This is a genomic window from Pseudocalidococcus azoricus BACA0444 (assembly GCF_031729055.1).
In the GTDB taxonomy this organism is placed as follows: Bacteria; Cyanobacteriota; Cyanobacteriia; order Thermosynechococcales; family Thermosynechococcaceae; genus Pseudocalidococcus; species Pseudocalidococcus azoricus.
On record NZ_JAVMIP010000012.1, the window covers coordinates 56,350 to 79,488 of the forward strand.

Annotated in this window: 17 protein-coding genes, 1 tRNA gene and 1 pseudogene; 10 read left to right on the top strand and 9 right to left on the bottom strand. The window is 50.6% G+C overall.

What is annotated here, in order from left to right:
- Nucleotides 1-100: 100 nt before the first annotated feature.
- Nucleotides 101-2,773 carry a M16 family metallopeptidase gene (locus RIF25_RS11590; RefSeq protein WP_322878702.1) on the top strand — a complete coding sequence of 891 codons (2,673 nt, stop codon included), beginning with the start codon at nt 101-103 and terminating at the stop codon, nt 2,771-2,773.
- Here RIF25_RS11590 and RIF25_RS11595 read toward each other — a convergent pair.
- The gene (locus tag RIF25_RS11595; RefSeq protein WP_322878703.1) at nt 2,770-4,005 is read right to left on the bottom strand and encodes an efflux RND transporter periplasmic adaptor subunit; all 1,236 of its coding nucleotides are present in this window, start codon (nt 4,003-4,005) and stop codon (nt 2,770-2,772) included. The two genes, RIF25_RS11590 and RIF25_RS11595, sit on opposite strands and share 4 nt — an antisense overlap.
- A gap of 302 nt (nt 4,006-4,307) precedes the next feature.
- On the opposite strand from RIF25_RS11595, the gene RIF25_RS11600 reads away from it, so the two are divergent.
- The 3 genes from RIF25_RS11600 (at nt 4,308) to RIF25_RS11610 (ending at nt 6,624) form a co-directional block, all read left to right on the top strand.
- The gene (locus RIF25_RS11600; RefSeq protein WP_322878704.1) at nt 4,308-4,550 is read left to right on the top strand and encodes a NifU family protein; all 243 of its coding nucleotides are present in this window, start codon (nt 4,308-4,310) and stop codon (nt 4,548-4,550) included.
- A 254-nt stretch (nt 4,551-4,804) separates the two neighbouring features.
- Nucleotides 4,805-5,725: a response regulator gene (locus RIF25_RS11605; RefSeq protein WP_322878705.1), complete on the top strand. Its 921-nt coding sequence runs from the start codon at nt 4,805-4,807 to the stop codon at nt 5,723-5,725.
- Nucleotides 5,726-5,856: 131 nt separating this feature from the next.
- A complete protein-coding gene (locus RIF25_RS11610) occupies nt 5,857-6,624 on the top strand; it encodes an ABC transporter permease (protein WP_322878706.1) in 768 nt (255 codons plus the stop codon).
- Between the two features lie 32 nt (nt 6,625-6,656).
- Here the strand turns inward: RIF25_RS11610 and RIF25_RS11615 are convergent, their stop codons facing one another.
- Nucleotides 6,657-7,094 (bottom strand): 6-pyruvoyl trahydropterin synthase family protein, encoded by a 438-nt coding sequence (locus RIF25_RS11615; protein WP_322878707.1) that lies wholly within the window; start codon nt 7,092-7,094, stop codon nt 6,657-6,659.
- A 220-nt stretch (nt 7,095-7,314) separates the two neighbouring features.
- Between RIF25_RS11615 and RIF25_RS11620 the strand changes: the two genes are divergently transcribed.
- The 3 genes and pseudogenes from RIF25_RS11620 to RIF25_RS11630 form a co-directional block, all read left to right on the top strand.
- Nucleotides 7,315-9,729, top strand: coding sequence for a 3'-5' exonuclease (locus RIF25_RS11620; RefSeq protein ID WP_322878708.1), 2,415 nt, complete (start codon nt 7,315-7,317; stop codon nt 9,727-9,729).
- 135 nt (nt 9,730-9,864) lie between these two features.
- A tRNA-Thr gene (locus RIF25_RS11625) sits at nt 9,865-9,936 on the top strand.
- A gap of 394 nt (nt 9,937-10,330) precedes the next feature.
- Nucleotides 10,331-11,171, top strand: a pseudogene (locus RIF25_RS11630) (IS630 transposase-related protein); the annotation flags it as partial.
- Nucleotides 11,172-11,385: 214 nt separating this feature from the next.
- On the opposite strand, the gene RIF25_RS11635 reads toward RIF25_RS11630, so the two are convergent.
- The 3 genes from RIF25_RS11635 to RIF25_RS11645 form a co-directional block, all read right to left on the bottom strand.
- Entirely contained in the window at nt 11,386-12,585 is a 1,200-nt protein-coding gene (locus RIF25_RS11635; RefSeq protein ID WP_322878709.1) for an S-layer homology domain-containing protein, read from the bottom strand.
- 66 nt (nt 12,586-12,651) lie between these two features.
- Nucleotides 12,652-14,412, bottom strand: a complete 1,761-nt coding sequence (locus RIF25_RS11640; protein ID WP_322878710.1) for a mechanosensitive ion channel family protein — start codon at nt 14,410-14,412, stop codon at nt 12,652-12,654.
- Between the two features lie 37 nt (nt 14,413-14,449).
- Nucleotides 14,450-17,110: a M1 family metallopeptidase gene (locus tag RIF25_RS11645; protein ID WP_322878711.1), complete on the bottom strand. Its 2,661-nt coding sequence runs from the start codon at nt 17,108-17,110 to the stop codon at nt 14,450-14,452.
- 298 nt (nt 17,111-17,408) lie between these two features.
- Here RIF25_RS11645 and RIF25_RS11650 point away from each other — a divergent pair, with 298 nt between their 5' ends.
- A complete protein-coding gene (locus RIF25_RS11650) occupies nt 17,409-17,573 on the top strand; it encodes a hypothetical protein (protein WP_322878712.1) in 165 nt (54 codons plus the stop codon).
- Nucleotides 17,574-17,586: 13 nt separating this feature from the next.
- Here RIF25_RS11650 and RIF25_RS11655 read toward each other — a convergent pair whose 3' ends face one another.
- On the bottom strand, nt 17,587-18,831 hold the full coding sequence (locus tag RIF25_RS11655) for a hypothetical protein (protein ID WP_322878713.1): 1,245 nt from the start codon (nt 18,829-18,831) through the stop codon (nt 17,587-17,589).
- Nucleotides 18,832-18,973: 142 nt separating this feature from the next.
- On the opposite strand from RIF25_RS11655, the gene RIF25_RS11660 reads away from it, so the two are divergent.
- Nucleotides 18,974-20,518, top strand: a complete 1,545-nt coding sequence (locus RIF25_RS11660; protein WP_322878714.1) for a bifunctional pantoate--beta-alanine ligase/(d)CMP kinase — start codon at nt 18,974-18,976, stop codon at nt 20,516-20,518.
- Nucleotides 20,519-20,696: 178 nt separating this feature from the next.
- Nucleotides 20,697-21,143, top strand: coding sequence for an ATP-binding protein (locus RIF25_RS11665; RefSeq protein ID WP_322878715.1), 447 nt, complete (start codon nt 20,697-20,699; stop codon nt 21,141-21,143).
- A 27-nt stretch (nt 21,144-21,170) separates the two neighbouring features.
- Here the strand turns inward: RIF25_RS11665 and RIF25_RS11670 are convergent, their stop codons facing one another.
- The 3 genes from RIF25_RS11670 to RIF25_RS11680 all read right to left on the bottom strand — a co-directional run bounded on the left by RIF25_RS11670 (nt 21,171) and on the right by RIF25_RS11680 (nt 23,032).
- Entirely contained in the window at nt 21,171-21,782 is a 612-nt protein-coding gene (locus tag RIF25_RS11670; protein WP_322878716.1) for an alpha/beta hydrolase, read from the bottom strand.
- Between the two features lie 42 nt (nt 21,783-21,824).
- On the bottom strand, nt 21,825-22,025 hold the full coding sequence (locus RIF25_RS11675; RefSeq protein ID WP_322878717.1) for a hypothetical protein: 201 nt from the start codon (nt 22,023-22,025) through the stop codon (nt 21,825-21,827).
- A gap of 134 nt (nt 22,026-22,159) precedes the next feature.
- Nucleotides 22,160-23,032: a methyltransferase domain-containing protein gene (locus tag RIF25_RS11680; RefSeq protein WP_322878718.1), complete on the bottom strand. Its 873-nt coding sequence runs from the start codon at nt 23,030-23,032 to the stop codon at nt 22,160-22,162.
- Nucleotides 23,033-23,139 lie beyond the last annotated feature (107 nt).

Consider the following 23,139-nt stretch of genomic DNA (forward strand, 5'->3'; position numbering starts at 1 on the left):
ACTTTGGGTCTTTTAGGATTAAGTCACCGGACGCATAAACTTCAGAGATAATCAAAAGAACCCCAATTTAGCGGTTACTGGCCCCCTACTGTTTTCCCCTATGTCTCCAACCCTCACTTCTGTGTCCCTCACCGCCAACGTGCTTAAAACTGAACTGGATAATGGCCTGGTGGTGCTGCTTAAGGAAATTCGGACAGCCCCAGTGGTGAGTTTGCAGGTGTGGTATCGGGTTGGTTCCGCTCAAGAAGCCCCAGGCCAGAATGGGATTGCCCACCAACTCGAACATTTAATGTTTAAGGGAACCCAAAGCCGGCCAATTCAGTTTGGGCAGTTATTTAGTGCGATTGGCAGCCAGACGAATGCCTTTACCAGCTATGACATGACGGCCTATTTCCATACCGTGCGGGCGAGTCAGTTGGAGCCGTTGTTGATCCTCGAAGCCGACCGGATGGTAAACACAGATATTTCCCCCAATCAACTCAGCAGCGAAAAACGGGTCGTGATTTCGGAACTCCAAGGCTATGAGAACAGCCCGGAATATCGCCTCAGTCGCACCTTAATGAATACGCTCTATCCCAATCATGCCTATGGCTTACCTGTGGGGGGAACCGTTGCTGATGTGGAGAGTTTTAGTTTAGAGGCTGTGCAGAGTTATTACCGCCAGTTTTATCGCCCCGACAACGCTGTGATTGTGATTACCGGAGATATTGAAGCGGAACCGACTTTGCAACTGGTAGAGGATATTTTTGGGGCAATTCCCAGGCCAGGTTTACCCTTAGCCAATTTCACCCCGACCCCGCCCACCCCAGGCCCCGTTCCCCAACAGCCAATCACTCTTTCAGAACCCGGCAGCGCGCCCCTGTTACAGATTTTGTATCCCCTCCCGGCCTGGACAGATCCCGATTTTGCCGCCATTGAAGTTTTGGATGCGATTTTGACCGCCGGCCGCAGTTCGAGGTTATATCAAGCCCTAGTCGAAACCGGATTAGCCAGTTCAGTCAGTGCCTATGCTGCCGGATTACAGGCCGGGGGCTGGTATGAAGTGGATGCGGTGGCCACCTTAGAAACCAGCCTCGAAGAAATTTTAGAGGTTCTCCAGGCCGAGATTAGCCAAATTCAAAGCGAACTCGTCTCAGCTGCCGAACTGGATCAAGCCAAAACCCAACTCCAAGCCCACTTTATTTTGCGAAACCGCGATATTGACAGCCAGGCCGGACAGTTAGCCTACGATCAAGTTGTCACCGGCGATTATCACTTCAGCGAAACCCTTTTAACCCGCATTACCCAAGTCACCGCGGCCGATATTCAACGGGTGGCCCAAACCTATCTGGTGACTGAAAAAGCGATTCAAGGGCAATTTATCCCGAGCGAACTCACCGCCACCTCGCCCCAGGCCAGCGGAATGCAAACCAGTGAAGATTTTAGCCCCGGGATTCCCGTGGATCCGGCCGCTGTGGCCCAATTTTTGCCCCCTGTTACCCACGAACCGCCCCACTCCCACCAGGCCTTGCCGGAAAAATTCACCCTCAAAAATGGCTTACGGATTTTATTGTTACGGGATACCAGCACGCCCACGGTGACCTTAAGCGGCCATATTCAAGCCGGAACTGCCTATGATTTGCAAACGAAACCCGGTGTGGCCAATTTAACCGCGGAAAATGTCGGCAATGGCACCAAAACTAAGACTGCATTGGAACTGGCCCAAGGTTTAGAATCCCGCGGGGCTGGCCTGGAGTTGGCGGCATTTCGCGAAGGCGTGGATTTGGATGGCTATGTTTTGTCGCCGGATTTATCGTTACTGTTAGAAACCTTGGCCGATATTCTCCAAAATGCGACATTCCCCGAAGCTGAATTGAACCGCAGTCGTCAACGGGCCTTAACGGATTTACAGATGGATTTAGATGATCCGAATCGGGTGGCAAGGCGCGTCTTTCAGCAAACCATTTATCCCAGCAATCATCCCCTGCATTCCTTTCCCACCCTTGAAACAACCCAGGCCATTACCCGTGATGATTTAATTCAGTTTTATCAGCAGCAATACACGCCAGAAAACACGATTCTAACCCTAGTTGGAAATTTTGAAATTGAGACGGTTTTAGCTGAATTAGAAACCCTGTTCGGGGCCTGGTCAAACAATCTAAACTCTCTGAAGTTAAACATCCCAAACATTGAGTTACCTAAACAAAATTCCTTTACTAATCCTGTCTTACCCGGCAAAACCCAGGCCATTACCTATTTAGGACATCAGGGGATTGAACGGCGAGATCCCCGGTTTTACGCGGCCCTCCTGCTCAATCACATCCTTGGGGGCGATACCTTAGCCAGCCGGTTGGGTGTAGAAATTCGGGATCGTCTCGGCTTAACCTATGGAATTTACAGTTACTTTGCTGCCGGACAACATCCTGGGCCGTTCGTGATCCAAATGCAAACCGCCGCTGAAGACACCCCCCCGGCCATCACGGCTACCCTATCTCTCCTCAAACAACTCAAAGAATCTGGGATCACTGAAGCCGAACTGGCCGCCGCCAAACGCACCCTGATGAATAGCCATCCGGTGGATTTAGCCAACTTGGATCAACTGGCCCGCTCGATTTTGGCTCAGGAAATTATTGGCCTCCCCACAACTGAAATTCGCGACTTTCCCAACCATTTAGCCGCAGTCATGTTAGAAGATGTTGAAAACGTGATTCAAGAGTTGATCCACCCCGAAAATATGGTGATTGTCTCCGCGGGGCCTGGGGTAAACGCACCGGAACTTCTCACCGCGACTTAACGTTCTGATAACACACTCACCCGCACTGTATCTCCAGACTTTAAGGGGCGGCCACTGCGAACCACATAGCGTTCCCCCGGATTCAGACCCGTAACAATTTCCACCTGCCCATTGCGGCGATTGCCCAACTCCACAGCCCGCACCTCAACCTGATTATTTGTGACCACATACACTTGGCCCTCCTTAGCCGAGACATTACCCTCCTGCTCCCCAGCTAATGCACTTTGAGGTACCACAATCCGGGCCTGAGTTTCCCCTTGAAATGTCACACGGGCTAACTGACCAGAACCAAACCGTTGTTGGGGATTATTGATCAGAATTTCAACTGGAACCAATCGGGCAGTTGCTTCGGCGGCTGGGGAAATCCGGCTGACTCGACCGGAGAGGGTTTCATTGGGGGCAGCATCAAGGGTAATCTCGGCCGATTGGCCAACTCCCAGATCCGCCGCTTCCCGTTCCGATAGCTCCACCACGACTCGGAGTTGGTTTAAGTTCCCAATCCGTAGCAATTCATTCCCCGGTTGAACCAGGTTGCCCGTTTCCGTTAAGCGTTCCAAAACAACCCCATTGAGGGGCGAGCGAATCAGGGCATATTGGAGACGGGCCTGGGTTTGTTTGACAATGGCGGCTTGGGCTTGAACTCGGCCTTGGGCAATGGCAACCCCTTCTTGGGCCGTTTGGACTTGGGCCTGGGTGGAGGCGAGGACTTGGCGTTGGGTCTGGGCGGTGGTTTCGGCCTGTTCGGCGGTCTGGGCGGCAATGGCTCCACTGGCTAACAACTGTTTTAAGCGGGCGGCATCGGACTGGGATTGCTGTAGATTAAGGCGGGCTTGTTCAACGGCAATGCGGGCATTATTCACCTGGGCCTGGGCCTGGACGACCTCACTGCGGCGGGCGGCTAATTCCGATTCGGCTTCAATGACGGCAGCGCGCAAAAGGGCAGCATCAAGACGAGCTAAGACCTGGCCCTGGGCCACCCGATCCCCCACATCTACCCCTAAACTGAGCACCTGTCCCTCCACCTGGGCGCGCAAGACCACATCCTGATTCGGACGCGTCGTTCCCGTAAATGTCACCCTGCTGCCTAGGGTTCCAGGTTTAGCCACCGCCAAATCTACAGGGATTTCCGCAGAGACCGGCCTGGCCGTTGCATTAGGAGAGAGTGAAGTCTGACATCCCGCGCTCCCCCAGGCCAGGGCTACTATTAATATCCCTTGTGCAAAAACGTTCATCCGGTTCATGGCCAAAATTCTCCCCACGGCGACATCCCATCATTAATTAATGCTTTGGGCCTCTTGTCATTGTCAGCCAGCTTGTGATCCATCCCAATGCTAACCATTGCCTTTTTTAATTGCGAACATTGCCTTTGATAAGACGGCTCAAACAGAGACTGGCCCAGGCCTGGGGAGGTAGATTGGCCTGGGGGAAGACTGCCAAGATTGGGAATTTTCCTGACAAAAGTTGAATGTTAAACTAGAAGGTGACAGATGCAAAGCGATCAAGACAAACCGATTCATTTACCCTCGAGGTATCTATGGCTACAACGTTAGAACTCACCCACGCAAACATTGAAAAAGTCTTGGATGAACTCCGCCCTTATCTCATGGCTGATGGCGGGAATGTCGAGGTGGTTGAAGTGGAAGGGCCCATTGTCCGGCTGCGGTTGCAAGGGGCCTGTGGCTCTTGTCCGAGTTCAACCATGACGTTACGAATGGGGATTGAGCGGAAATTAAAAGAGTCCATCCCCGAAATTGCTGAGGTTGAACAGGTTTTCTAAGGAGATTCATCGGATATTTCAAAAACACCTATTGCCTTAGACTGGCTGGCGCGGGCTGGGGTTCAATACCGTTAGCAGCTTTTTTAATCTTTTTCAGAAACTGGCTATAGACCTAGACCCATCTGGGAAATACTACAGCCGCGCGTCCAGAAACCTATTGATCCCTTGTCCTTGCAGCTTTTACTGGGACAGGGATTTTTTGATGGATGGTCACTATCAGGCCAACGTGCCTAGGATCACAGGCCGGGCATAGATTGATCACTGTTCCTTGCGGGTGGGCCTGGGAGAATCAATCCTATGTGATGGATTACCCACCGATGTGTCCTGCTTCCTTAATGGCTAAACCGATTCCCCAAAACCAAGTTGCGGCTCCCTTGATTGCTTGTATTGACGATAGTAGGACGGTGCAGCGGCAGATTTCTCTCACCCTCACGGCCGCCGGGTATAAAGTTTTGCCAATTACGAGTCCCACCCAGGCCAAGTCCCAACTCCTGGCCACTCCCCCGGCACTGATTTTGTTGGATATCGTCATGCCTGAGGTAGATGGGTATGAGCTTTGTCGGCAAATTCACCGGACTCCCGGCCTGGCTGAGATCCCCATTTTGATGCTGACGGCTGCGGATCACCCCATTTTTCGGATTCGGGCCCGAGGTGTTGGGGCTGAGGATTTTTTATCTAAACCCATTGCCCCCGATATTTTGCTGGCACACCTGGCAAAACTACTGCATCTCGGTCAATTTCCAACTAGGAGACCTCCCATGAGACAGGATTTTGCGATACCCTCCCCCACTCCGACTCTTGACCCAAAGCCCTATTGGGACTTGGCCAGCCAACGCCTGGGCCTGAGTAACCGCCAACGCCAAACCTTAATTACAACAGGTCAAAAATTAGAGCGGGCCCTGATGAATCAACCCCAACGGGCCGATCTCTGGGAAAAGCTGGGGATGGTGTCCTACTTGCTGAATCATCTCACCCTGGCTGTTTTGGCTCTGAATAATGCCCTTAAGCTCATGCCAGAACACCATTACCACCATCGCAATTTGGGCTGGTTGGCGGAAGAGTTGCAAGAGATTGAATCAGCCATTCAGCATTACCAGGCCTGGTTAGGGGTTGTGCCTGATGATGTTTATGTCCAAGGTCGTCTAAACTTACTTCAGAGACAACCCCAAGCCTAGTGATCCCAGAAAACCCCAGGCAACTCCCTGTCCTAAGCGGGGTAAAATACAGGGCAAGTCAAGGTCGAGATTCATGCCGAGACTAAAGACCAATTAGATTTTTACAAGAAATAATTCTTTGCATTAAAGCTATGGATCGGATTTGGGTTCTTGGGCGTAATGTTTTCCAGGCCACCTTTCGGGAACGGGTGCTCTACATCACGGCGGTGTTTGCGATTTTTCTGACCTTGGCTGTGGTCTTACTCAGTGAAGTCTCCGCAGGGACAGAAAATAAAATTACTCTGGATGTGGGCATGGGGGCGATTAGTCTCTTTGGCCTGGTAGTGACCGCTTTTGTCGGGAGTGGTTTGATCAATCGGGAAATCGAGCAGCGCACCGCCCTGGTAATGATCGCTAAACCCATTAGTCGGGCTGAATTTATTATTGGGAAACATCTGGGCCTGGCCGCAGTTTTGGCGGTGTTAGTGGCCTTGATGACGGTCATTTTCTTTATTGTGATGAGCTTCAAGGGGTTTACCTATCCAGCCGGAGCAATTACAATTGCCTCGATTTATCTCATTTTAGAGTTGGCGTTATTGGCTGCCGCGGCAATTTTATTTGGGGTCTTAACCAGTTCCTTGATTGGGACATTATTGACCTTAGCTCTTTATTTTATGGGGCATTTCAGCAAAAACCTGATTACACTCCAACAACGGATGGAAGATGGGTTTGTCAAATCCCTAATTAATACCATTTATTTAATTGTGCCTGATTTATCCCGCCTGGATCTCAAAAATGATGCGGTCTATGGAATTTTGCCGAGTTCTCAACAGTTAATCATCAATGGGGTCTATGGCCTGGTCTATACGGCGTTGTTACTTTCCCTGGCAACTTGGATATTTTCGCGACGGGATTTCTAAACAAGAGTTGACCAAATCTGATCCAGGCGTGCTTAAGGAAGATACTCAGCAGAATTTATGGCTGTTTCTTCAATTCGTAGGCGTTCAACCTGAATCTGGGGATCGGCGTTCAAGTCAGTTAAGATTTGCTGGGCCTGATGATATAGAAATTCTGCTAAACATTCAGTTGTTGGATCAGTAGTTAAGGTAAACAGGCGTAAATCTGGATCATGGGCCTGGAGTAGTTTGACAACGGGATCGCCTTGATACAAGAGCAGGGCATGATCTAAGTTTTGATCTAACCAGGCCCGCCAAACCAGCTTTAATTCGCCAAACTCAATCACCATGGCCTGGGGATTTAACTGGGGGGCGCGCAACGTCAAAATAACCTGCCAACTATGACCATGAATACTCCGACACTTGGGGGAATTCTCGGCCTGGTAAAAGCGGTGGGCCATTTCTAAGTTGTGGCGAATTTCCAGACGAAACATTCATCAATACAGTCACGCCCCTTCTAGTCTAATCTATGGCTGGGGAACCCTTTCGGGCCTGGGATATGGACAGATTCGGGTTTGTGATCGGCTTAACAATGGGAATCGGCCATCGGGGCTTAGGATGTATATACCTTGACAGCCTAGATGTTTTCTCGGATATATTCTACGAGAACATTGATTCTGAGCTTTTCCTTCTCGTCCTTCCACCCCAACCCCTATGGAACTCAATCCCGAACAGGCCGCCATTGCTGAACATCTCCACGGGGCAATTTTAGTTTTGGCTCCGGCCGGCACAGGGAAAACCAGGGTCTTAACTGCTCGCTTAATCCAGGCCATGAAGGCAGGGTTCCAAGCTCAGGATATTTTGTGTTTGACGTTTACGAACCGGGCTGCTCAGGAAATGAAGACTCGCGTCCGCCAAGAAATTCCCAACCAGGCCGAGCAACTAACGATTAAAACCTTTCATGGTCTCTGTGCTTGGATGTTACGGCAAGAAGCCACTGCGATGGGTTTACCGGCCGATTTTACGATTTTTGATGATCGCGACTGTCAAGAACTTGTCCAACAGATTTTTAACCTCAGTGATCCCCGCGATGTCAAACAATACACCAGTGAACTGATGACGACTAAAAGTCGCGGGTATTGGCAGGGTGATGATGGCTGGTTAGGGGTATTTCGGGGCCTGGGGGATTACGCACCACAGGGGGTTAAATACCAACTGGCCCTCCAAGAACGTCACACCCTCGATTTTGCCGATTTAATTTACTATGTGCGCCGGATGTTACGGACTGATCCGGAAATTGCCCAACGCTGGCAACAACGGTTTAAGCTCTTACAAATTGATGAAGTCCAAGATACCCATAGCTCTGAGTATGAAATTGTCGCCCATTTGGGACGGGGTTCCGGCAATATTGCCCTGATTGGAGACCTGGATCAGACGATTTTTGAGTGGCGGGGGTCAGAACCTGAGTTAATTTTGTCCCAGTTTCGCCAAGAGTTTCAGCCCCAAGTCTATGAACTGGCCTGGAATTATCGGGCGACTAAATCTTTGTTAGCCACAGCGGATCAATTTGCCCAGGAGTTTGCCAATCGCCACACCCGCATTAGTGCCGCCCCCAGTTGCCCGGCTGGCCCACCCCCGATCATCCACCAGGCCCCGACTGCCCAGGCCGAAGCGCAATGGATTGGTCAACACATTCAAGCACTAGCCAAAACTACCCCCAACTTTAGTTACAGTCGCACTACAGTTTTAGCCCGCAATCATTTCCGCCTGGCCGAAATCAGCACAACCCTGAAAGCAATGGGAATTCCCTGCCTGACGGTGGAGCAGTTTGAATTTTTCCAACGTCAAGAAGTCAAAGATGCCCTCGCTCTAATCCGCCTCCTCCTGAATCCCTTTGATACTACGGCTCTCCGGCGAATTCTTTTACAATTAGTCCCACAAATTGGCCTGGGAACCATTAATACAATTCAAAAACAGGGCCAGGCCTGTGGGTTGTGGTTAACCGACTTAATTGATTTACCCACCCTCGAAGACGGCGATCCCTTTCATGCGATTCTCCAGGCCCAGCAGTCCGGCAAGATTATCGTTTTTGATGTGGAGACAACGGGCTTTTCGGTGGCAGAATCGGAAGTGATTGAAATTGCGGCCCAACGTTATGACGGCGGCGAACATACCCTGAGTTTCCAGCGGTTTATTACCAATCTCAAACCCGTTGGTGAAACCGAGGCCGTCCATGGTTATAGCGATCAATTTCTGATGATTCGGGGCCGGCCGGCTAAAGAAGTGTTTAAGGAATTTCAACGGTTTGCCCAAGGGGCCTATTGGGTCGGCCATAACCTGGGGTTTGATGTCAAGATGATCAAGGCCCACGCCCGCCGCGTTGGTTTAGAGCTAAATATTTCTCGCTGGGGAGACACCCTGAATTTAGCCCATCGCTTTGTCCAGGCCCCCAACTATAAACTCGCCACCCTGGCCCAACATTTTCACCTCAAGCAAACCCCCACCCACAAAGCCGATGATGATGTCCGCACCACCGTTGAACTCCTGAACTGCCTATTACCCTTGACCCTGCCCGGCCGCCCCCAACGCCAGGCCCTGATTCAACGCTATCAACGCCAGTTTTTCCCCTTTGCCCGACAACTCTCCCAATGGCGACAAGCAAGTGATCAACTCCGGCCAGGAGAGTTAATCCGCCAAGTCATTCAAGATTCTGGGTTATATCGCCATTACAGCAGTCAACCGGAACGCCTAGAGAACTTGGATCAACTCATTGATGTCTTTACAGAGCGGGATCAAGCTCACCTCCATCCCCACACCGCCCTCCGAGAGATCATCGAATTTACCGCTCTAACACGCAATATTGACCGCCTCACCCAGGCCGAGAATCTTGTCCCGTTAATTACCGTGCACCAGGCTAAGGGGTTAGAGTTTGATCGGGTCTTTGTGGCTGGCCTGGCCGATGGAGAGTTTCCAAGTTTTCGCAGTGTCCAAGAAGGTCGGCTTGAGGAAGAAAAACGCCTGTTTTATGTTGCCTTGACGCGGGCCCAACAGCAGCTTTTTCTATCTACCCACGCCCAAGATGATCGTGGCAAGAAAGCTCCCAGCCCCTTTTTAACGGCCCTAGCCTAGGCCTGAAGCGAGTAGAAAGGTATTTCTTCTGGATCAACCAAGTTGGATGGAGCCTAAGTCTAATTAAATCTCAACGAGATTGAGTCTGAGCCAGCAAACTTACAAAATCTTGATGCTAAAATGGGGGGCCTGGTTGCCGATGTAGCTCAGTGGTAGAGCACTCGATTCGTAATCGAGCGGCCGTGAGTTCAAATCTCATCATCGGCTTTATTAAAAATCAAGGGTTTTAGGCTCTACATTAAGTCTTCTAGCTTAGTTTCTGGAAGGTACTCATAAGTAGTTATAGCTATTCCAAGTAGGAGTGGGACAGAGAGGAGAGAACAGCGATAAACTTAACGATTGTTGTTCACTTTGACATCCTCCCCGCCCTATAGCTTGCGTGCAAAGCAGGGCTAGGATTCCTTGTTTCACAGGGAGTCTCAAGACTTTGCCCTCCACAAGAGTTCTTTGCGAGATGCCCTCCCGCTGTTGTTTGCCCTGATCCTCCAGGTTCCTCCACTCTACGGTGCGAGCCTCTGGCGATGTGGCGGATTTCCTGTCCCGATTGTAACAAAGCCGCCCTAAAGTGCGGGGCTTGCATCCCATTTCTTTGGTCATGGTCATGAGTTACAGCTTGGATTTACGTGAACGGGTGATTGCCTATCTCCAACAGGGTGGTCAAATCACACAAGCCTCCAAAATTTTTCAGGTGGGTCGCTCCACGATTTATCGGTGGCTGGGACGAGATAATTTAGCCCCAACCGTGGTCACTCGTCGTCCCCGGAAACTGGACTGGTGTGCACTGGAAGCAGATGTGAGAGCCTATCCTAATGACCGATTAGCAGACCGAGCAAACCGATTTGGTGTCGGGATTTCGACCATTGCCTATGCCTTGAGCAAACTTAAAATCACCCATAAAAAAACAACTTTTACAAGCGAGCAAAGCTCCACGGTACCGAGAACGGTGTCACTCTGAGCGGATGGATGACTTAAAAACGTTGCAAGGATGGGTGAAGCAGCACGGGAGTTTCAGTCTCGTTTACGTTGATGAAACCGGATTTGATACCAATCCCACTTGTGTCTATGGCTGGTCAAAACGGGGGAAGCGGTTATTTGGAGACCAACAGGGGAAACGACGGAAACGAGAGAGCTTGGTTGCTGCTCGGCGAAATCACATTAAGGATTTTATTGCACCGATGCTTTTTAATGGCTCTTTGGATGCGGTGGGCTTTGCCGAGTGGTTGAGCGGTTATTGCTTACCCGAGTTAGACCAACCCTCGCGCCTGATTCTGGATAATGCCCCAATCCACCAAAAGGCCGTGATGCTGTGCATGACCGTTGGTCTACAAGACCGGGTTGAGACCGCCGGACACCCGGTTCTCTTTCTGCCTAAATACTCCCCTGACTGCTTCACATGATCGTTGGTCTACAACAAAATAGAGCATGATTTTAGTGTGCTGAAGTGAGCCAGAGTGTATGCTGCACCCGGAACTTCTATTGACGAGATTATCTGACACTATTGTGCTGCTCAATGTCCCATTCTTAATCGCAATAACTATAAAACTAGACGGACTATCTTTAACCCAGGTGAAACGTTTAATGAAATTGAAGATATTGTTGGTGGTGGCGATTTAGACTACGATGATGCGCTTCGTAAGCTAGGCTTGGGATAGACCTCTAATTTGAAGATGGAGCAGTGGTTTTCCCAAGAATATCTTGAGCGGAAAGACCATCTCCGGCCTGATTGCCCATATACCAGAGAGAGGCGGCGGCTTCGGCCCGGGTGACAGGTTTTTGCGGTTGTAACAAGAGGGTGGCTCCAAAAATCCGGCGAATATTGGATAAATCTCCATTTTGAAAATCAGCAGCGGTGGCACTTAGTGCTTCTGGGGTAATTCGATTGCTGTCTTTGAAGCCCCAGGTTTGTTCGATTCGATCAACGGCAGTGGTGGTTAGGTTTCGCTGAACATCTAAGGGGACTTTCCACTGGAGAAGAGTTTCTCGAGTCAAGGGGGCATTGGGGCGGAAAAGGGGAGTGACACTGCCTGTTAAGGGACTGGGTAAATATCCAGCGGCAGCCAGGCCTTGAATGTAGGGAAAGTCCGGGTTGGTTTTCGGGACATCATTAAAGAGGGGTTTATCATTGGGACTGCCCAGGCGAATTTGGCGGGCCGGACGGTCGGCATAAAAGCGATTATGGGCCGTGACTAACCAGCGGGCGTAGGTTCCCCTGGTAATGGGCTGGTTGGGGGCAAATTGTTGGGGATTTTGGGAACTGCCCGTGATGACTCCAAGTTCTGCTAAATCCTGGAGGGCGGGTTGGAGGGTGGCGGGAGCTTGGGCCAGGTCGGTAAAGGTTTGGGGCGGGAGATCCGCAGGGCTGGCCTGGGGAGTGGGAGTGGGGCTGGTAGGTGAATTAGTCGGATTGGGGGCAGGCTGTCCAGGCCCAAATTGAATCGTGAATTCTGTACCGTTGTTAGTGGGGGGATTCAGGGTGAGCCGGAGTTGATCGGTATCTTTTTGGGCCTGAAGAATCAGTTGAGTGCCAACGGTTTCTGGGGGTTGCAGTTGCCAGCCGAGTTGGGTGAGTTGTTGCTGATAAAAGCCTTGAATAGCGAGGGGAGGCTGACTGGTTTGCCAGTGGGTTTCACTTTGGCCATTGTCGAGGGGAAGAGTTTTGATCAGGCTGGCCTGGGGAAACTGTAATTCAGGGGGAAGTTTCAGGGGGGCCGGACTCGCTTCATTCCAGGTTTGGGTATTGGGATCTGCGGAAAACGCTTGTTCCCAGGCCTGGTTTCCGGCACATCCGGCCAAGCTAGTTACCACTAAGATGGGGGTAATTTTCAGAAAAATCCATCGAGATAGGGGAAAAGACATCGGTGGTTACTACTCAAAATTTAGAATCGGCAATCCTTAGACCCAGGCCAGTTTGCCCAGACGTACCTAACTTGGCTGATCGGTTGGCTGAGGAGATGGCCCATTAATTTTGCCATTTTGCTGATTGAACAGAGTTTGTTGAGGCCGACCAATTTCCAGGCCCATCTTTAACATTGTCCTCTGAACCCGCTGCCGTAACTCTCGCCCCACCGCCCACTGCCGCCCAGGTTTGGTCTTAATCCAAATCCGAATCGTCAAGCCACTGTGAGTCAATTGTTCAATGCCCAAGACTTCCGGGGGTTCAAGAATTTGTTCCTGCCAGGCCGGTTCTGTGTATAGTTGAGTCGTAACTTGTTTAAGGCAGTCTAGGGCCTGGTCGGCTGGGGTTTTGGGGTCTATGTCAATGGTAAAGTCCACTCGTGACCAAGTCCGCGTCAAATTTTCAACCACCGAAATGGCACTATTGGGAATGGTAATCAGCCGCCCCTCCCCATTCCGAAGCTGGGTAATCCGCAGATTCATATTTTCAACGGCCCCACTCACGGCCCCAATCGCAACCACATCCCCAATCCCAAACTGATCTTCCCAAAGGATAAAGGCTCCGTTAATCAAATCCCGCACTAAGCTCTGGGCCCCCAAAGATAATGCAAAGGCTAGTAAACCACCAATGGCAATCACGGAAACCACAGGAATCCCAACACTGTTCACGATCAGGCCAAGGGCAATGGCATAAATGAGGGTCGTTTTCAGGCCAGCAAAGACTTTTAAGGCCGTACTAATACGGAGATGACGACGTTGGAGATCGGTTTCGGCACTGACGGGATAACGATGCCAAAGAGTTCCCATCCGTTCGAGAGCAATGTCACCCAAGGAGTTGGCTAAACCACCCAGAAACCAAATGACAAGCCACCAAATCGGCAGCCCCAAGACCTGTAAGGCAAAAAAGCGTGTCCAAGGAAATAAATGCAGAATTAAGAATGTGCCCCCCAGCCACAAAGCTGCCTGACTCCAGGTCAATAAAAATTGAATCAGCTTTAGGAACTTGATGTGCTTGTCTTTCAGGTCAAACTCTGACGAGAACAGTTCTGGGCCTGGGAGGAGTTGGAAAAAGCGTTGCAGGCCTGTGGGGGGAGGAGTCGGGTTTGGCTCTGGGGAATCTAGGGGGGCCTGAGTATAGGCTTGCTTGAGGGACTGCAGCCGCAGAGTTAAGAGCCGCTGGAGGATGAGTACCCCTAAACTGAGACTAGCCATGAGGACTAAAATTTGGCAGGCCCGGCTCAATTGGCTAATTAAGGCATCAGGGGCACGTTCGGCAGCGGCTTCTCGGAGGGCGACTTGAATTTTTTTCTGCCATTCCGCAGCTAAATCAGGAATAGCCAGGCTATAAAAATCGGCATCAGTTTCTGTAACCGTGAGAATTTTTTGGGGGCGTTGTTGCTCGTTTGTCCGCACCGTAATAATGGTTTCCCCGTTAAAGAGGGCCACACCGGCGACAACATTGTCGGGCTTGGGATATCTAAGCTGGAGAGCATCCACAAAACTAAAGCTCACATCCGTAAATAAGGCGCGCCGGAGGTTGGCTTGAATGAGTTCAACCCGCATTTCTACAGGCAATAAGTCCCCAGGGTTATCCCGATCCCGCACCGTTGGAGCCGTCACTGCAAATAATATTTCGCCATCAAACCAGACTGGGGCAGCTTCAATATTCCCTTGCCGGACGACTCCCGTTGGCGGTCGTGATGAGCCGGAGGTCGTCAGTCCGGGGATTGTAAACTGGCCCCAACTTGGTAACTCTAGCCCCACGACCAGCAAAAAACTGAGGGTCATCAGTAGCAGAGATTTCCCCCAGCCCGAGAGTCTGAGCCTAGGGAGAAGTCGCGTCTGATTCCAGTTTTGCTGATGTGTCTGAGTCATGATTGGCTTTAGTTTGGGCTTCCAACTGTTCGAGGCGACTGAGGAGTTTTTGATTTTGGCGTTTCAATTCGGCTAGATCATCTTGGACGGTTTTCAGGGCCTGGGTGTTGCCGATGGCTTTTTGGACTTTGGCCACCCCTTCATCCGCAGCCCGCTTGACTCGGCCATCTAAACATTGTTCGGCCATTTGACGCAAGAGACTCAGGGCCTGGGGGTTATCCATTTGGCTTAAGGCCGTGATTGTGGCAATTTGGCTCAAGAAAAAGCTTTCACTGCTGAGATGTTGCAGGCGGTTCAAGATGCGCTCCAGCAATTCTGGGGTTTGATTTTTGCCGAGAGTTCCCAGAGTTCGGATGGCCGCTAAACGCAAGGGTTGAGGGATTCCCAGTTGGGTATAGTCCAAGACCAAATCCACAGCTTCCGGTAATTCCTTTAAGGCTCCCAGGCCCCCAATGGCTCCAGCCCGGACGACTTCATTCCAGCCAGCCCGTTCTTCTAAGGCGGTTTCGAGAATCTTGAAGACTTTTTTCGGTTTTGGTTTTTCCCCTGGTTTGGCCGCGGCAATTTCGCCAATCCCCCGCAAGGCCGCTGCTTCAACCAGATAACTAGGATCTCCATGAATCGCAATGGCTTTGATCAGTTGATAGGCTTCGGTGGTTTTGAATGAGGTGATGGCTTCGACACAGGCCCGGCGCACCCTCGCTTCTGCATCTTGTAATCCCACAGCCAGGCCATGGAGGGCTTGATCCAACTTAATCGTTCCCAACTGTTTGGCAATTTCGACGCGCACACCCCAAAACGGATCGGTTTCTAATCCTTGGGCGAGGGCGATAACCGCTTCTAATCCCCCTTTTTTGGCTAAGGCTTTGGCAGCATTGATCCGACTGAGGGGATCCGGATCCTGTTTGAGTTGGGCTTTCAGTTCGGGGAGTGGGTACTCTAGCGTGACAGTTTTTAAGGTGTGGTTGCCAACATCAAAGCTAATAAATTGCGGTTTTTGGGAGAGGGAAATGTAAAAACTTTGTTCAGGTTCATGAATCCGGACAGAAAGAGTTTGGGTCATTACCTCATTGCGATCAGAGACAAAGCCAAAACCCAAAGGAATCTCTAAATCAAACAAGCCGCGATCTAAGGGAGATGTGCCTTCCTTGCTGGCCTGGGATTGGGTCACGGTTAAAACGGCTAACTTGCTCTTAGAATCCCATTTATAGGCGACTTTATAGTCTGGATGTCCACCCCGGAAGACGTATTGATCAAATAAGGGGAGTAAATTCCGGCCAGTGGAGGTTTCAATTGCTCTTAACAAATCAATCGTTTCGACGGTTTTATGGGCATTGGCCTGGACAAAGGTATGAATGGCTTTCCAGAATAATTCTTCTCCCAATTCTGCCCGGATCATGTGATAGACACAGGCCCCTTTTTCGTAGAGGTGACGGTCATACAATTCAATCGCTTCTCGATAGACGTGGGTAACAATTGGACGGCGATAGCGGGAGCCATCTTCATGGAGGTAGTTGCGAATTTCCCCAAGACGATAATAGGCAGCTTCATCAGTTCCGTATTCCTGCTCTGTCCACATGATTTCAGAATAGGAAGCCATCCCTTCTTTAATCCAAGCGTGGGACCAATGTTTAATCACCACTAAATCCCCAAACCACTGGTGGGCTAATTCATGGGCAACGAGGCTTTCACTGTTGCGGTTGTCGAGGGCGGCCCGTTCATCTAATAAACAACGGTCGGTTAAAAGCGTCGTTGAGGTGTTTTCCATACCCCCAAAAATGAAGTCATCGACACAGACTTGGGCGTATTTGGGATAGGGGTAGTTGTAACCATATTTCTGACTGAAAAACTCAATCATTTGGGGTGTTTTACCCATCGTTCGCTGTCCGTCTGTTTCCCGGCCGGGGGTGACGTAATAGGTGACGGGTTTGCCTTGCCAACTGTCGTGCAATTCCGTAAATTCCCCAACTGCCAATGTCATTAAATAGGTGGGATGAACTTGGGGTTGATACCAGTGATAAATTTTGTGGTCGCCCTGATCTTCAACACCGCGCAATTCTCCGTTAGAAATGGCCATAAACGGCTGTGGCACCCGAACTCGAACTTCAGAGGTTGCTAACTGGCCGGGATAGTCAAAACAGGGAAACCAAAACCGGGAGTCTTCATCTTCCCCTTGAGTCCAGGCCTGGATCGGTTTATGGGGATAGTGGGCATCGGGCAAGACAAAATAAAGGCCCCGTTCCGGATGATCCAGGTGATAGTCAATTTTGATCGTGATGGCCTGGCCGGGGGTGGGGGGGTGGGACAGGGTGATTTCGAGTTGTTCGCCGGTGTAGTTAAAGGTTTGGGCCTCGTCGTTAATCCACACCCCGTTGATGTTTTGGTTGACAGCATCGAGGGTGAGTTGCTCCAGGCCTGGGACGATGGGGTTTAAGCGAATCTGACAGGTTCCCCAACATTGCTGCTGTTGTAAATCTAAATTGAGGTCTAAGAAAATGTGTTCCACCTGGCCTGGGCGATCTGGGTTGTAGTGAGGTTTTGCACCCGCTAAGACAAACGAAGGCCGACTTTCCCCATCCAAAAACGACCGAAGCTCTACAGACCCAAGCATGATTCAAGCCAACTCAACTGCACTTTTTTCAGGGTAGCGTGGATAGTTAGAATGTGAACAATCCTGGGCTATGGGAGTCTTGGGCTAAGACGAAATTGTGGTTAACCTTTTTATCAGTCCTACCCGGTACACTCTTAACTGTCTTAGTTGCCGTAACTGCCGCTCTACGATTTTATGAACCCACTGACTTCTCTCTCCCATTTACCCCCAAACCTTCAGAGAATGGAGCATCTGGGCCTTTGCCGCAACCCTCTTGGTGGCTCTGGTTGATCTTGGCCTTAAGTGGTTCAATAGAAACTTGGCTCGAAACCGAGAAATTGAGAGAGAGCAACGCCAGAATCGACGCGATTTTGCGCTCTTAAAATACTTAGCCAATCCAACACTAGAAAATCAACAAAAACTAAAAGCAATTTGTGAGGAAATTAAGCAATTCCAGGCCTGGGCGGTGTTGGAAGATAATTGACTTAAAAATCTCATTACTTCTTGATTAAGATATAGGCCTTAACAAATTCCGGGAGTTGATAGATATAATTCTGAAAATCCTGACGGCTTGGAAACACTCCAGTCAAAAAATCCAATTGATATAGATTAGGAATAAATGCCCCACCTGTATCAGCAATCACCCCTAACCGGAGCTTATGTCCCCCCCCGGCCTGATCTTCTAACAGAATCACCCGTCCCAGGCCAATGTTATAGACATCTCCGGCAAAAGTCACTTCGGGTTCAATATCAATTTTATTGGTAATTTCACTGCCATAGCCCTTAATGGCTTTAACTTCCCGAAAATACCAATAGCGTTTTTGATGATAGGGTTCTAGTCCTTTGACAAAAGCAATATTATTATTCCGATCCACATTGAAATAACTGGCTGAACCATCGGGAAACTGAATTAAAATTGTCCCCTGCATTAAGGCATCTTCAAAGGCAGCTCGGGTTAAATAGGCAATCGGTTGTACACGCCCATACTCCTGACCCCCAGGCTCATAAATACCGGCAATCACCTGCTGCTTTGTGTATTGACGATAGAAATAGTCCTGATTCGCATTAGGGGGCAAAGCATAAAGAGCCACGTTATAAGTCGCGGTGCGGGTACGAGAACCACGGTGGGTAAAAACCGCATATTTGGTCAACCGTAACTTTTCAGTTTGTTGGGGATTGCGAGGATTGTAGGGTTTCCAGGCCATGACTCGGAAATTTTGATTAATAAATTGACTATCCAAGAGGCGAATCGGTTGCTTTTTGCTAATGTCCTCCGTCAAGGTGGCAATCATAAAATCAAGAGTATTTAAAACATCCGTTAATGTCACCCCTTGGGCCGCCAAAATTCCATCCCGCTGCACCACTGGATCCGAACTACCATATTGGGCAAAATAGGTACGGGTATTTCGTAATACTCTCAATAACTTCGAGGGGGCTGTCCGAATCGGTAAGTTGGGCAATGGCTGAGGATGAAAGAGGCGGCGACTATCAATTTGAAAGGTATGATGACTAAATTCATTAACAGCGGTATAAGTCGGTTGGGCGGGCTGTAGCGGGGGAACAGCAGTGGGCAGAGTTGGCGTGGGGAGATTTTCTAGTTGCGGTATTTCTGGAGGAGGACTGGTTACGGCCGCTGGGACCGTTTCACTCTGGGCCTGGGAATAAAAAACCATCACGAGGGAACCTACCCCCAGGCCAGCCACCAGAATCCCTGCCCAACGCTTGAGGAAATTTTTATTCACTAATTTACGACTCCCAGGCCCCTCGTCTCGTTTTACGTTACCCCACCCCAAGCAAGCATCGCAAGAATAGGCTATTCTACCTAGGGGCCAAGTCTCCCTGAAAAAAATGGCTTAACTGTGGTTTGCGGTGTGATTTGAACCAATGCGGGTAGTAAAAACCATTGCCGGCCTGGAGGCCTTTTTAGAAAACCTGGGAACAACGTCCCGGCCCACATCGGCCACTGTCGGCTTTGTTCCTACGATGGGCGCGCTTCATACCGGACATTTAGCCCTGATCCACCAGGCCCGCCAAGACTGTGAAATTGTCATCGTCAGTATTTTTGTCAACCCCCTCCAATTTGGCCCCCAAGAAGACCTGACCCGTTATCCCCAAACCCTGGCCCAAGACTGTGATCTCTGTCAAACTGCGGCAGTTGATTTAGTTTTTGCCCCCAGTGCCGCGGAACTGTATCTCCAGGCCAACCCAACCCGCGTCATTCCCCCCCCAGAATTAACAGAAGTCCTCTGTGGTCTCAGCCGGCCGGGACACTTTACTGGGGTGGCTACGGTGGTTTTGAAACTCCTGCATCTGGTCAAGCCCCAGCGAGCCTATTTCGGTCAAAAAGATGCCCAACAGTTAGCCATCATTCGCCGCCTGGTTGCTGATCTAAATCTGCCCGTTAAAATTATCGCGGTGCCCATTGTGCGAGAGTCAGCGGGCCTGGCCTTAAGCTCTCGCAATCAATATTTAACTCCCTTAGAGCGGGAGCAAGCCAGAGCTATTTTCCAGGCCCTCAACCAGGCTCAAACCCTCTTTCAGCAAGGAATCCGTGACCGCGCCGCCCTCATTGCTACCGTCCAAAAACATCTGACACAGGTTCCAACCCTGACCCTAGACTATGTTGACCTCGTGGATCCCCGGACAATGCAACCCCTAGAGGCGGTTCAAACCCAAGGATTATTAGCAACTGCGGTCTATCTGGGCCCTACCCGCCTAATTGATAACTGTCTTTTAGATGCCTGTCCGCCAATTTTGGCCATTGATGGGCCAGCCGGAGCCGGAAAATCCACCGTCACCCGTCAAGCTGCTGCTGCCTTGGGGCTTCTCTACTTGGATACAGGGGCCATGTACCGGGCTGCAACCTGGTGGCTGATGACCGCAAAGGTAAACCTCGGGGATCCCATTGCCGTAGCCGAGACCATTAGCCAATGTCGAATTGAATTTGTGCCCCAATCTCAACCTGGCCTGGCCCCCAAGGTCTTCATCAACGGCCAAGATATTACCCAGGCCATCCGCGCCCCCGCAGTCACCGCCCATGTTTCCCAAGTCGCTGCCCAGCCTGCTGTTCGGAAAATTCTCGTCAAGCAGCAACAACTTCTGGGCCAAAATGGTGGGGTGGCCGCCGAAGGGCGAGATATTGGCACCCATGTGTTTCCCCAGGCCGGCCTGAAAATCTTTTTGACCGCCTCAGTGGAAGAACGGGCCAAACGCCGCTGGCAAGAACTCCAAGCCCAAGGCAACCCTGACATTAGCCTGGCCCAACTCCAAGCCGACATTAGCCAACGGGACTACGCGGATCAACATCGTGCCTACGCGCCCTTTCGCCCGGCCCCCGATGCCATTGAAATTGTCACCGATCAGTTGAGTATTGAAGCCGTCATTGCCGAAATTATCAGGCTCTATCAAGTACGGTTTTCCGTTCCTTAAATTTTGGTTCTCTTGTGGTAACTTCGCGAGCTTGTTATGATCTAGTCATAGCTGGTATTCAGTAAATTCCTTTTAATGCGACTTGCGAACCCTCTGATCACTCACTCTTTCACAATCCCCGTGCCAGCTATCCTCCGATTGTGTGGATAAAAGCTCATCGTTCAAAGGTCGTTTACTAATGACTGCTGTAATGTATCTGGCTAAAGCTCCCCAATGGAGTACGCTGACCTTTACTTCAACCCTCTATTTGCAGCCCGTCCTCGACACACTTCTGGCCCATGTCCCGGAAGCCTACCGTGAAGAAGTCCGCCTTGGATTGCAGGAAGCCCTCGTCAATGCCGCCAAACATGGCAATGAATTAAATCCCCAAAAAGTTGTCCTCGTCCGCTATTCCATCATTGATGAGCAGATTCACTGGGTTATTACCGATCAAGGGGCGGGCTTTGATCCCCCTTCTGCCTACCCAATCCTGATTGAAGACTTGCTCCCGGCAGAAACATCTGAAGGTGGGCGGGGCTTATTTATCCTCTATGAAATCTTTGATGAAGTCTATTGGAATGCCCAAGGAACCGAACTGAGCCTCTCAAAGGACTGTCATCATTGTCTTTCCACCCTCAATTCCTAGATACTGGCTACATCATGGATGCCAAAACTACGCCTTAGCCAAGGGTAAGCTGAGGATAAAATCCCGGACTGATTCCATGGCCGCAAGGTTAATTTCATGGCCCATCTTTAGCTCTTGATAGTTGACAGCAATTTGGGCTTGTTGGAGTTCCTGATAACTGGCCTGGGCAATGTTAACGGGCACAACTAGATCGGCTTGGCCATGGATCATCAGGATCGGTGGGGCCGTGATCGGTAAAGCTAATTGAGGATGGAGATAACCACTCAAGACCACCAGGCCCGCCAAGGGTAATCCCAGGCCAACCTCAAGGGTCATGGCTCCACCTTGGGAAAACCCAGCTAAAACGGTGCGCGATAAATCCAAGGGAGTCGTTGTCAACCAATCGCTTAGGGCCGCCCGACTTGTCTCCAGGCCTGGTTTATGTTCAAAATCTGTGAGGTCATACCACATATAGCCCCCCGGTACTTGCGGATGGGGAAAGGGGGCCTCCAAACAATAAATTTGCCAGCCAGCCAAACCGAGAATTGGAGCTAAGGAGAGTAAATCTTGACCATTGGCCCCCCAGCCGTGGAGGAGAATCAACCAACCCGCCGGTGTCGTTAGGGGAGGTGTGGGATAGGCCTGGAATAATAACGCCATAGACAAGCAAATGAGCGGGAACCGGAGATCCAGAGGCAAGATTTAGTAGGCTAAGGTTTCTAGGGTTTGCCGCAGATAGGCTGCCACTTGGGTATCTAAGTCCGCATCTGTCATCACCCGTAAAGCCGACTCTTGCAGCCAACGTTTGAAACCAGAACTCTGGGCAATGGCCTGCTTCAGAGACAGCCAAACCTGGGAAGAATCCGAGGCCGGGGGAGCAACGGGCAGTAATGGTTCAATCATAGGTTTTCCGAAGAGCCTCGCATAAAGTACCCCTACTCCCCTTAGCCTAGCCCAGAAAGCCACTGGACTCCGTATGGTAGGTTACGTTTTTTAAAGATTCCCGTCCCATGTGCATAAATTTTATGAACCTATGCCTAGAAATTTCCGACCTCATCGGCTACTTTGACCCCTTGCAATAGGCCATAGCGAATTAAGCCGGAACGAAAGCCCTGGCTCATCAACCCTAAGGATAAAGCCGCTTCCACCGTTGACCAGCCAGCCGTTAATAATCCCCACAGGGCCTGGGGCGAAGTTGTTGAGGCGATCACATCCTGCCAAAAGGGGGCCACGGCCGAAGACCAATCTGCGGTTTTAACCTCGGTGAGGGGGAGTGTTGTGGCAATGGCCTGGTAGTCGGGCAGGGAAATCACATAGGGCAAACAATAGACCTGATAAATCCGGCGGAGATGCTCCGATTCTTTTTCCGTCAGGGGTGGGTAATCTGGCAAGGTGGGCCGATGACACCAAGTGGCCATGAGTAATTTCCCTCCCGGTTGCAATACACGGCAACATTCCTGGAGAAATTGGGCTTTGTCCGCCATGTGTTCGCCACTTTCCAAGGTCCAAACCAGATCAAAACTCTGATCGGCAAACGGCATCTCTAGGGCATTGGCCACCTGAAAACTGACCCGATCCGCCAATCCCAACCGTTGCGCGCGCGATTGCCCCCGGCCCGCTTGCACTGAACTGAGGGTAATGCCCGTCACATTGGCTCCGAACTTTCCGGCTAGGTAGATGGAACTGCCGCCAATCCCACAGCCCACATCTAAAATGTCTGCCCCCCTCTCAACCGCTCCCCAATGCAACAGTTCTTCAATGAGGTCAATTTGGGCCTGGAGCCGGGATTTGGGGGTTTCGCCCGTGGGGCCATAATAGCCATGATGCATATGTTCGCCCCAGATTTGCTCCCACAGGCCTGAGGATCGATCGTAAAAGGCGGAAATTTTCTGCTCCAGGGATGGGGCCATGGGCTTGATTGCTCCAAGATAACGGCATAATTTTAACTGACTGACTGCGGGGGTGGCGGGAACAAATTTTGCACCAAGCTCTCTTATTACGCTCTATTCTGCAATTG

What these genes read in the sequence shown, in the direction of transcription:
- RIF25_RS11590 (WP_322878702.1), top strand. Translation starts at nt 101, where the DNA reads ATGTCTCCAACCCTCACTTCTGTGTCCCTCACCGCCAACGTGCTTAAA.
- RIF25_RS11595 (WP_322878703.1), bottom strand. Translation starts at nt 4,005, where the DNA reads ATGAACGTTTTTGCACAAGGGATATTAATAGTAGCCCTGGCCTGGGGG.
- RIF25_RS11600 (WP_322878704.1), top strand. Translation starts at nt 4,308, where the DNA reads ATGGCTACAACGTTAGAACTCACCCACGCAAACATTGAAAAAGTCTTG.
- RIF25_RS11610 (WP_322878706.1), top strand. Translation starts at nt 5,857, where the DNA reads ATGGATCGGATTTGGGTTCTTGGGCGTAATGTTTTCCAGGCCACCTTT.
- RIF25_RS11615 (WP_322878707.1), bottom strand. Translation starts at nt 7,094, where the DNA reads ATGTTTCGTCTGGAAATTCGCCACAACTTAGAAATGGCCCACCGCTTT.
- RIF25_RS11620 (WP_322878708.1), top strand. Translation starts at nt 7,315, where the DNA reads ATGGAACTCAATCCCGAACAGGCCGCCATTGCTGAACATCTCCACGGG.
- RIF25_RS11635 (WP_322878709.1), bottom strand. Translation starts at nt 12,585, where the DNA reads ATGTCTTTTCCCCTATCTCGATGGATTTTTCTGAAAATTACCCCCATC.
- RIF25_RS11640 (WP_322878710.1), bottom strand. Translation starts at nt 14,412, where the DNA reads ATGACCCTCAGTTTTTTGCTGGTCGTGGGGCTAGAGTTACCAAGTTGG.
- RIF25_RS11645 (WP_322878711.1), bottom strand. Translation starts at nt 17,110, where the DNA reads ATGCTTGGGTCTGTAGAGCTTCGGTCGTTTTTGGATGGGGAAAGTCGG.
- RIF25_RS11660 (WP_322878714.1), top strand. Translation starts at nt 18,974, where the DNA reads ATGCGGGTAGTAAAAACCATTGCCGGCCTGGAGGCCTTTTTAGAAAAC.
- RIF25_RS11665 (WP_322878715.1), top strand. Translation starts at nt 20,697, where the DNA reads ATGACTGCTGTAATGTATCTGGCTAAAGCTCCCCAATGGAGTACGCTG.
- RIF25_RS11670 (WP_322878716.1), bottom strand. Translation starts at nt 21,782, where the DNA reads ATGGCGTTATTATTCCAGGCCTATCCCACACCTCCCCTAACGACACCG.
- RIF25_RS11675 (WP_322878717.1), bottom strand. Translation starts at nt 22,025, where the DNA reads ATGATTGAACCATTACTGCCCGTTGCTCCCCCGGCCTCGGATTCTTCC.
- RIF25_RS11680 (WP_322878718.1), bottom strand. Translation starts at nt 23,032, where the DNA reads ATGGCCCCATCCCTGGAGCAGAAAATTTCCGCCTTTTACGATCGATCC.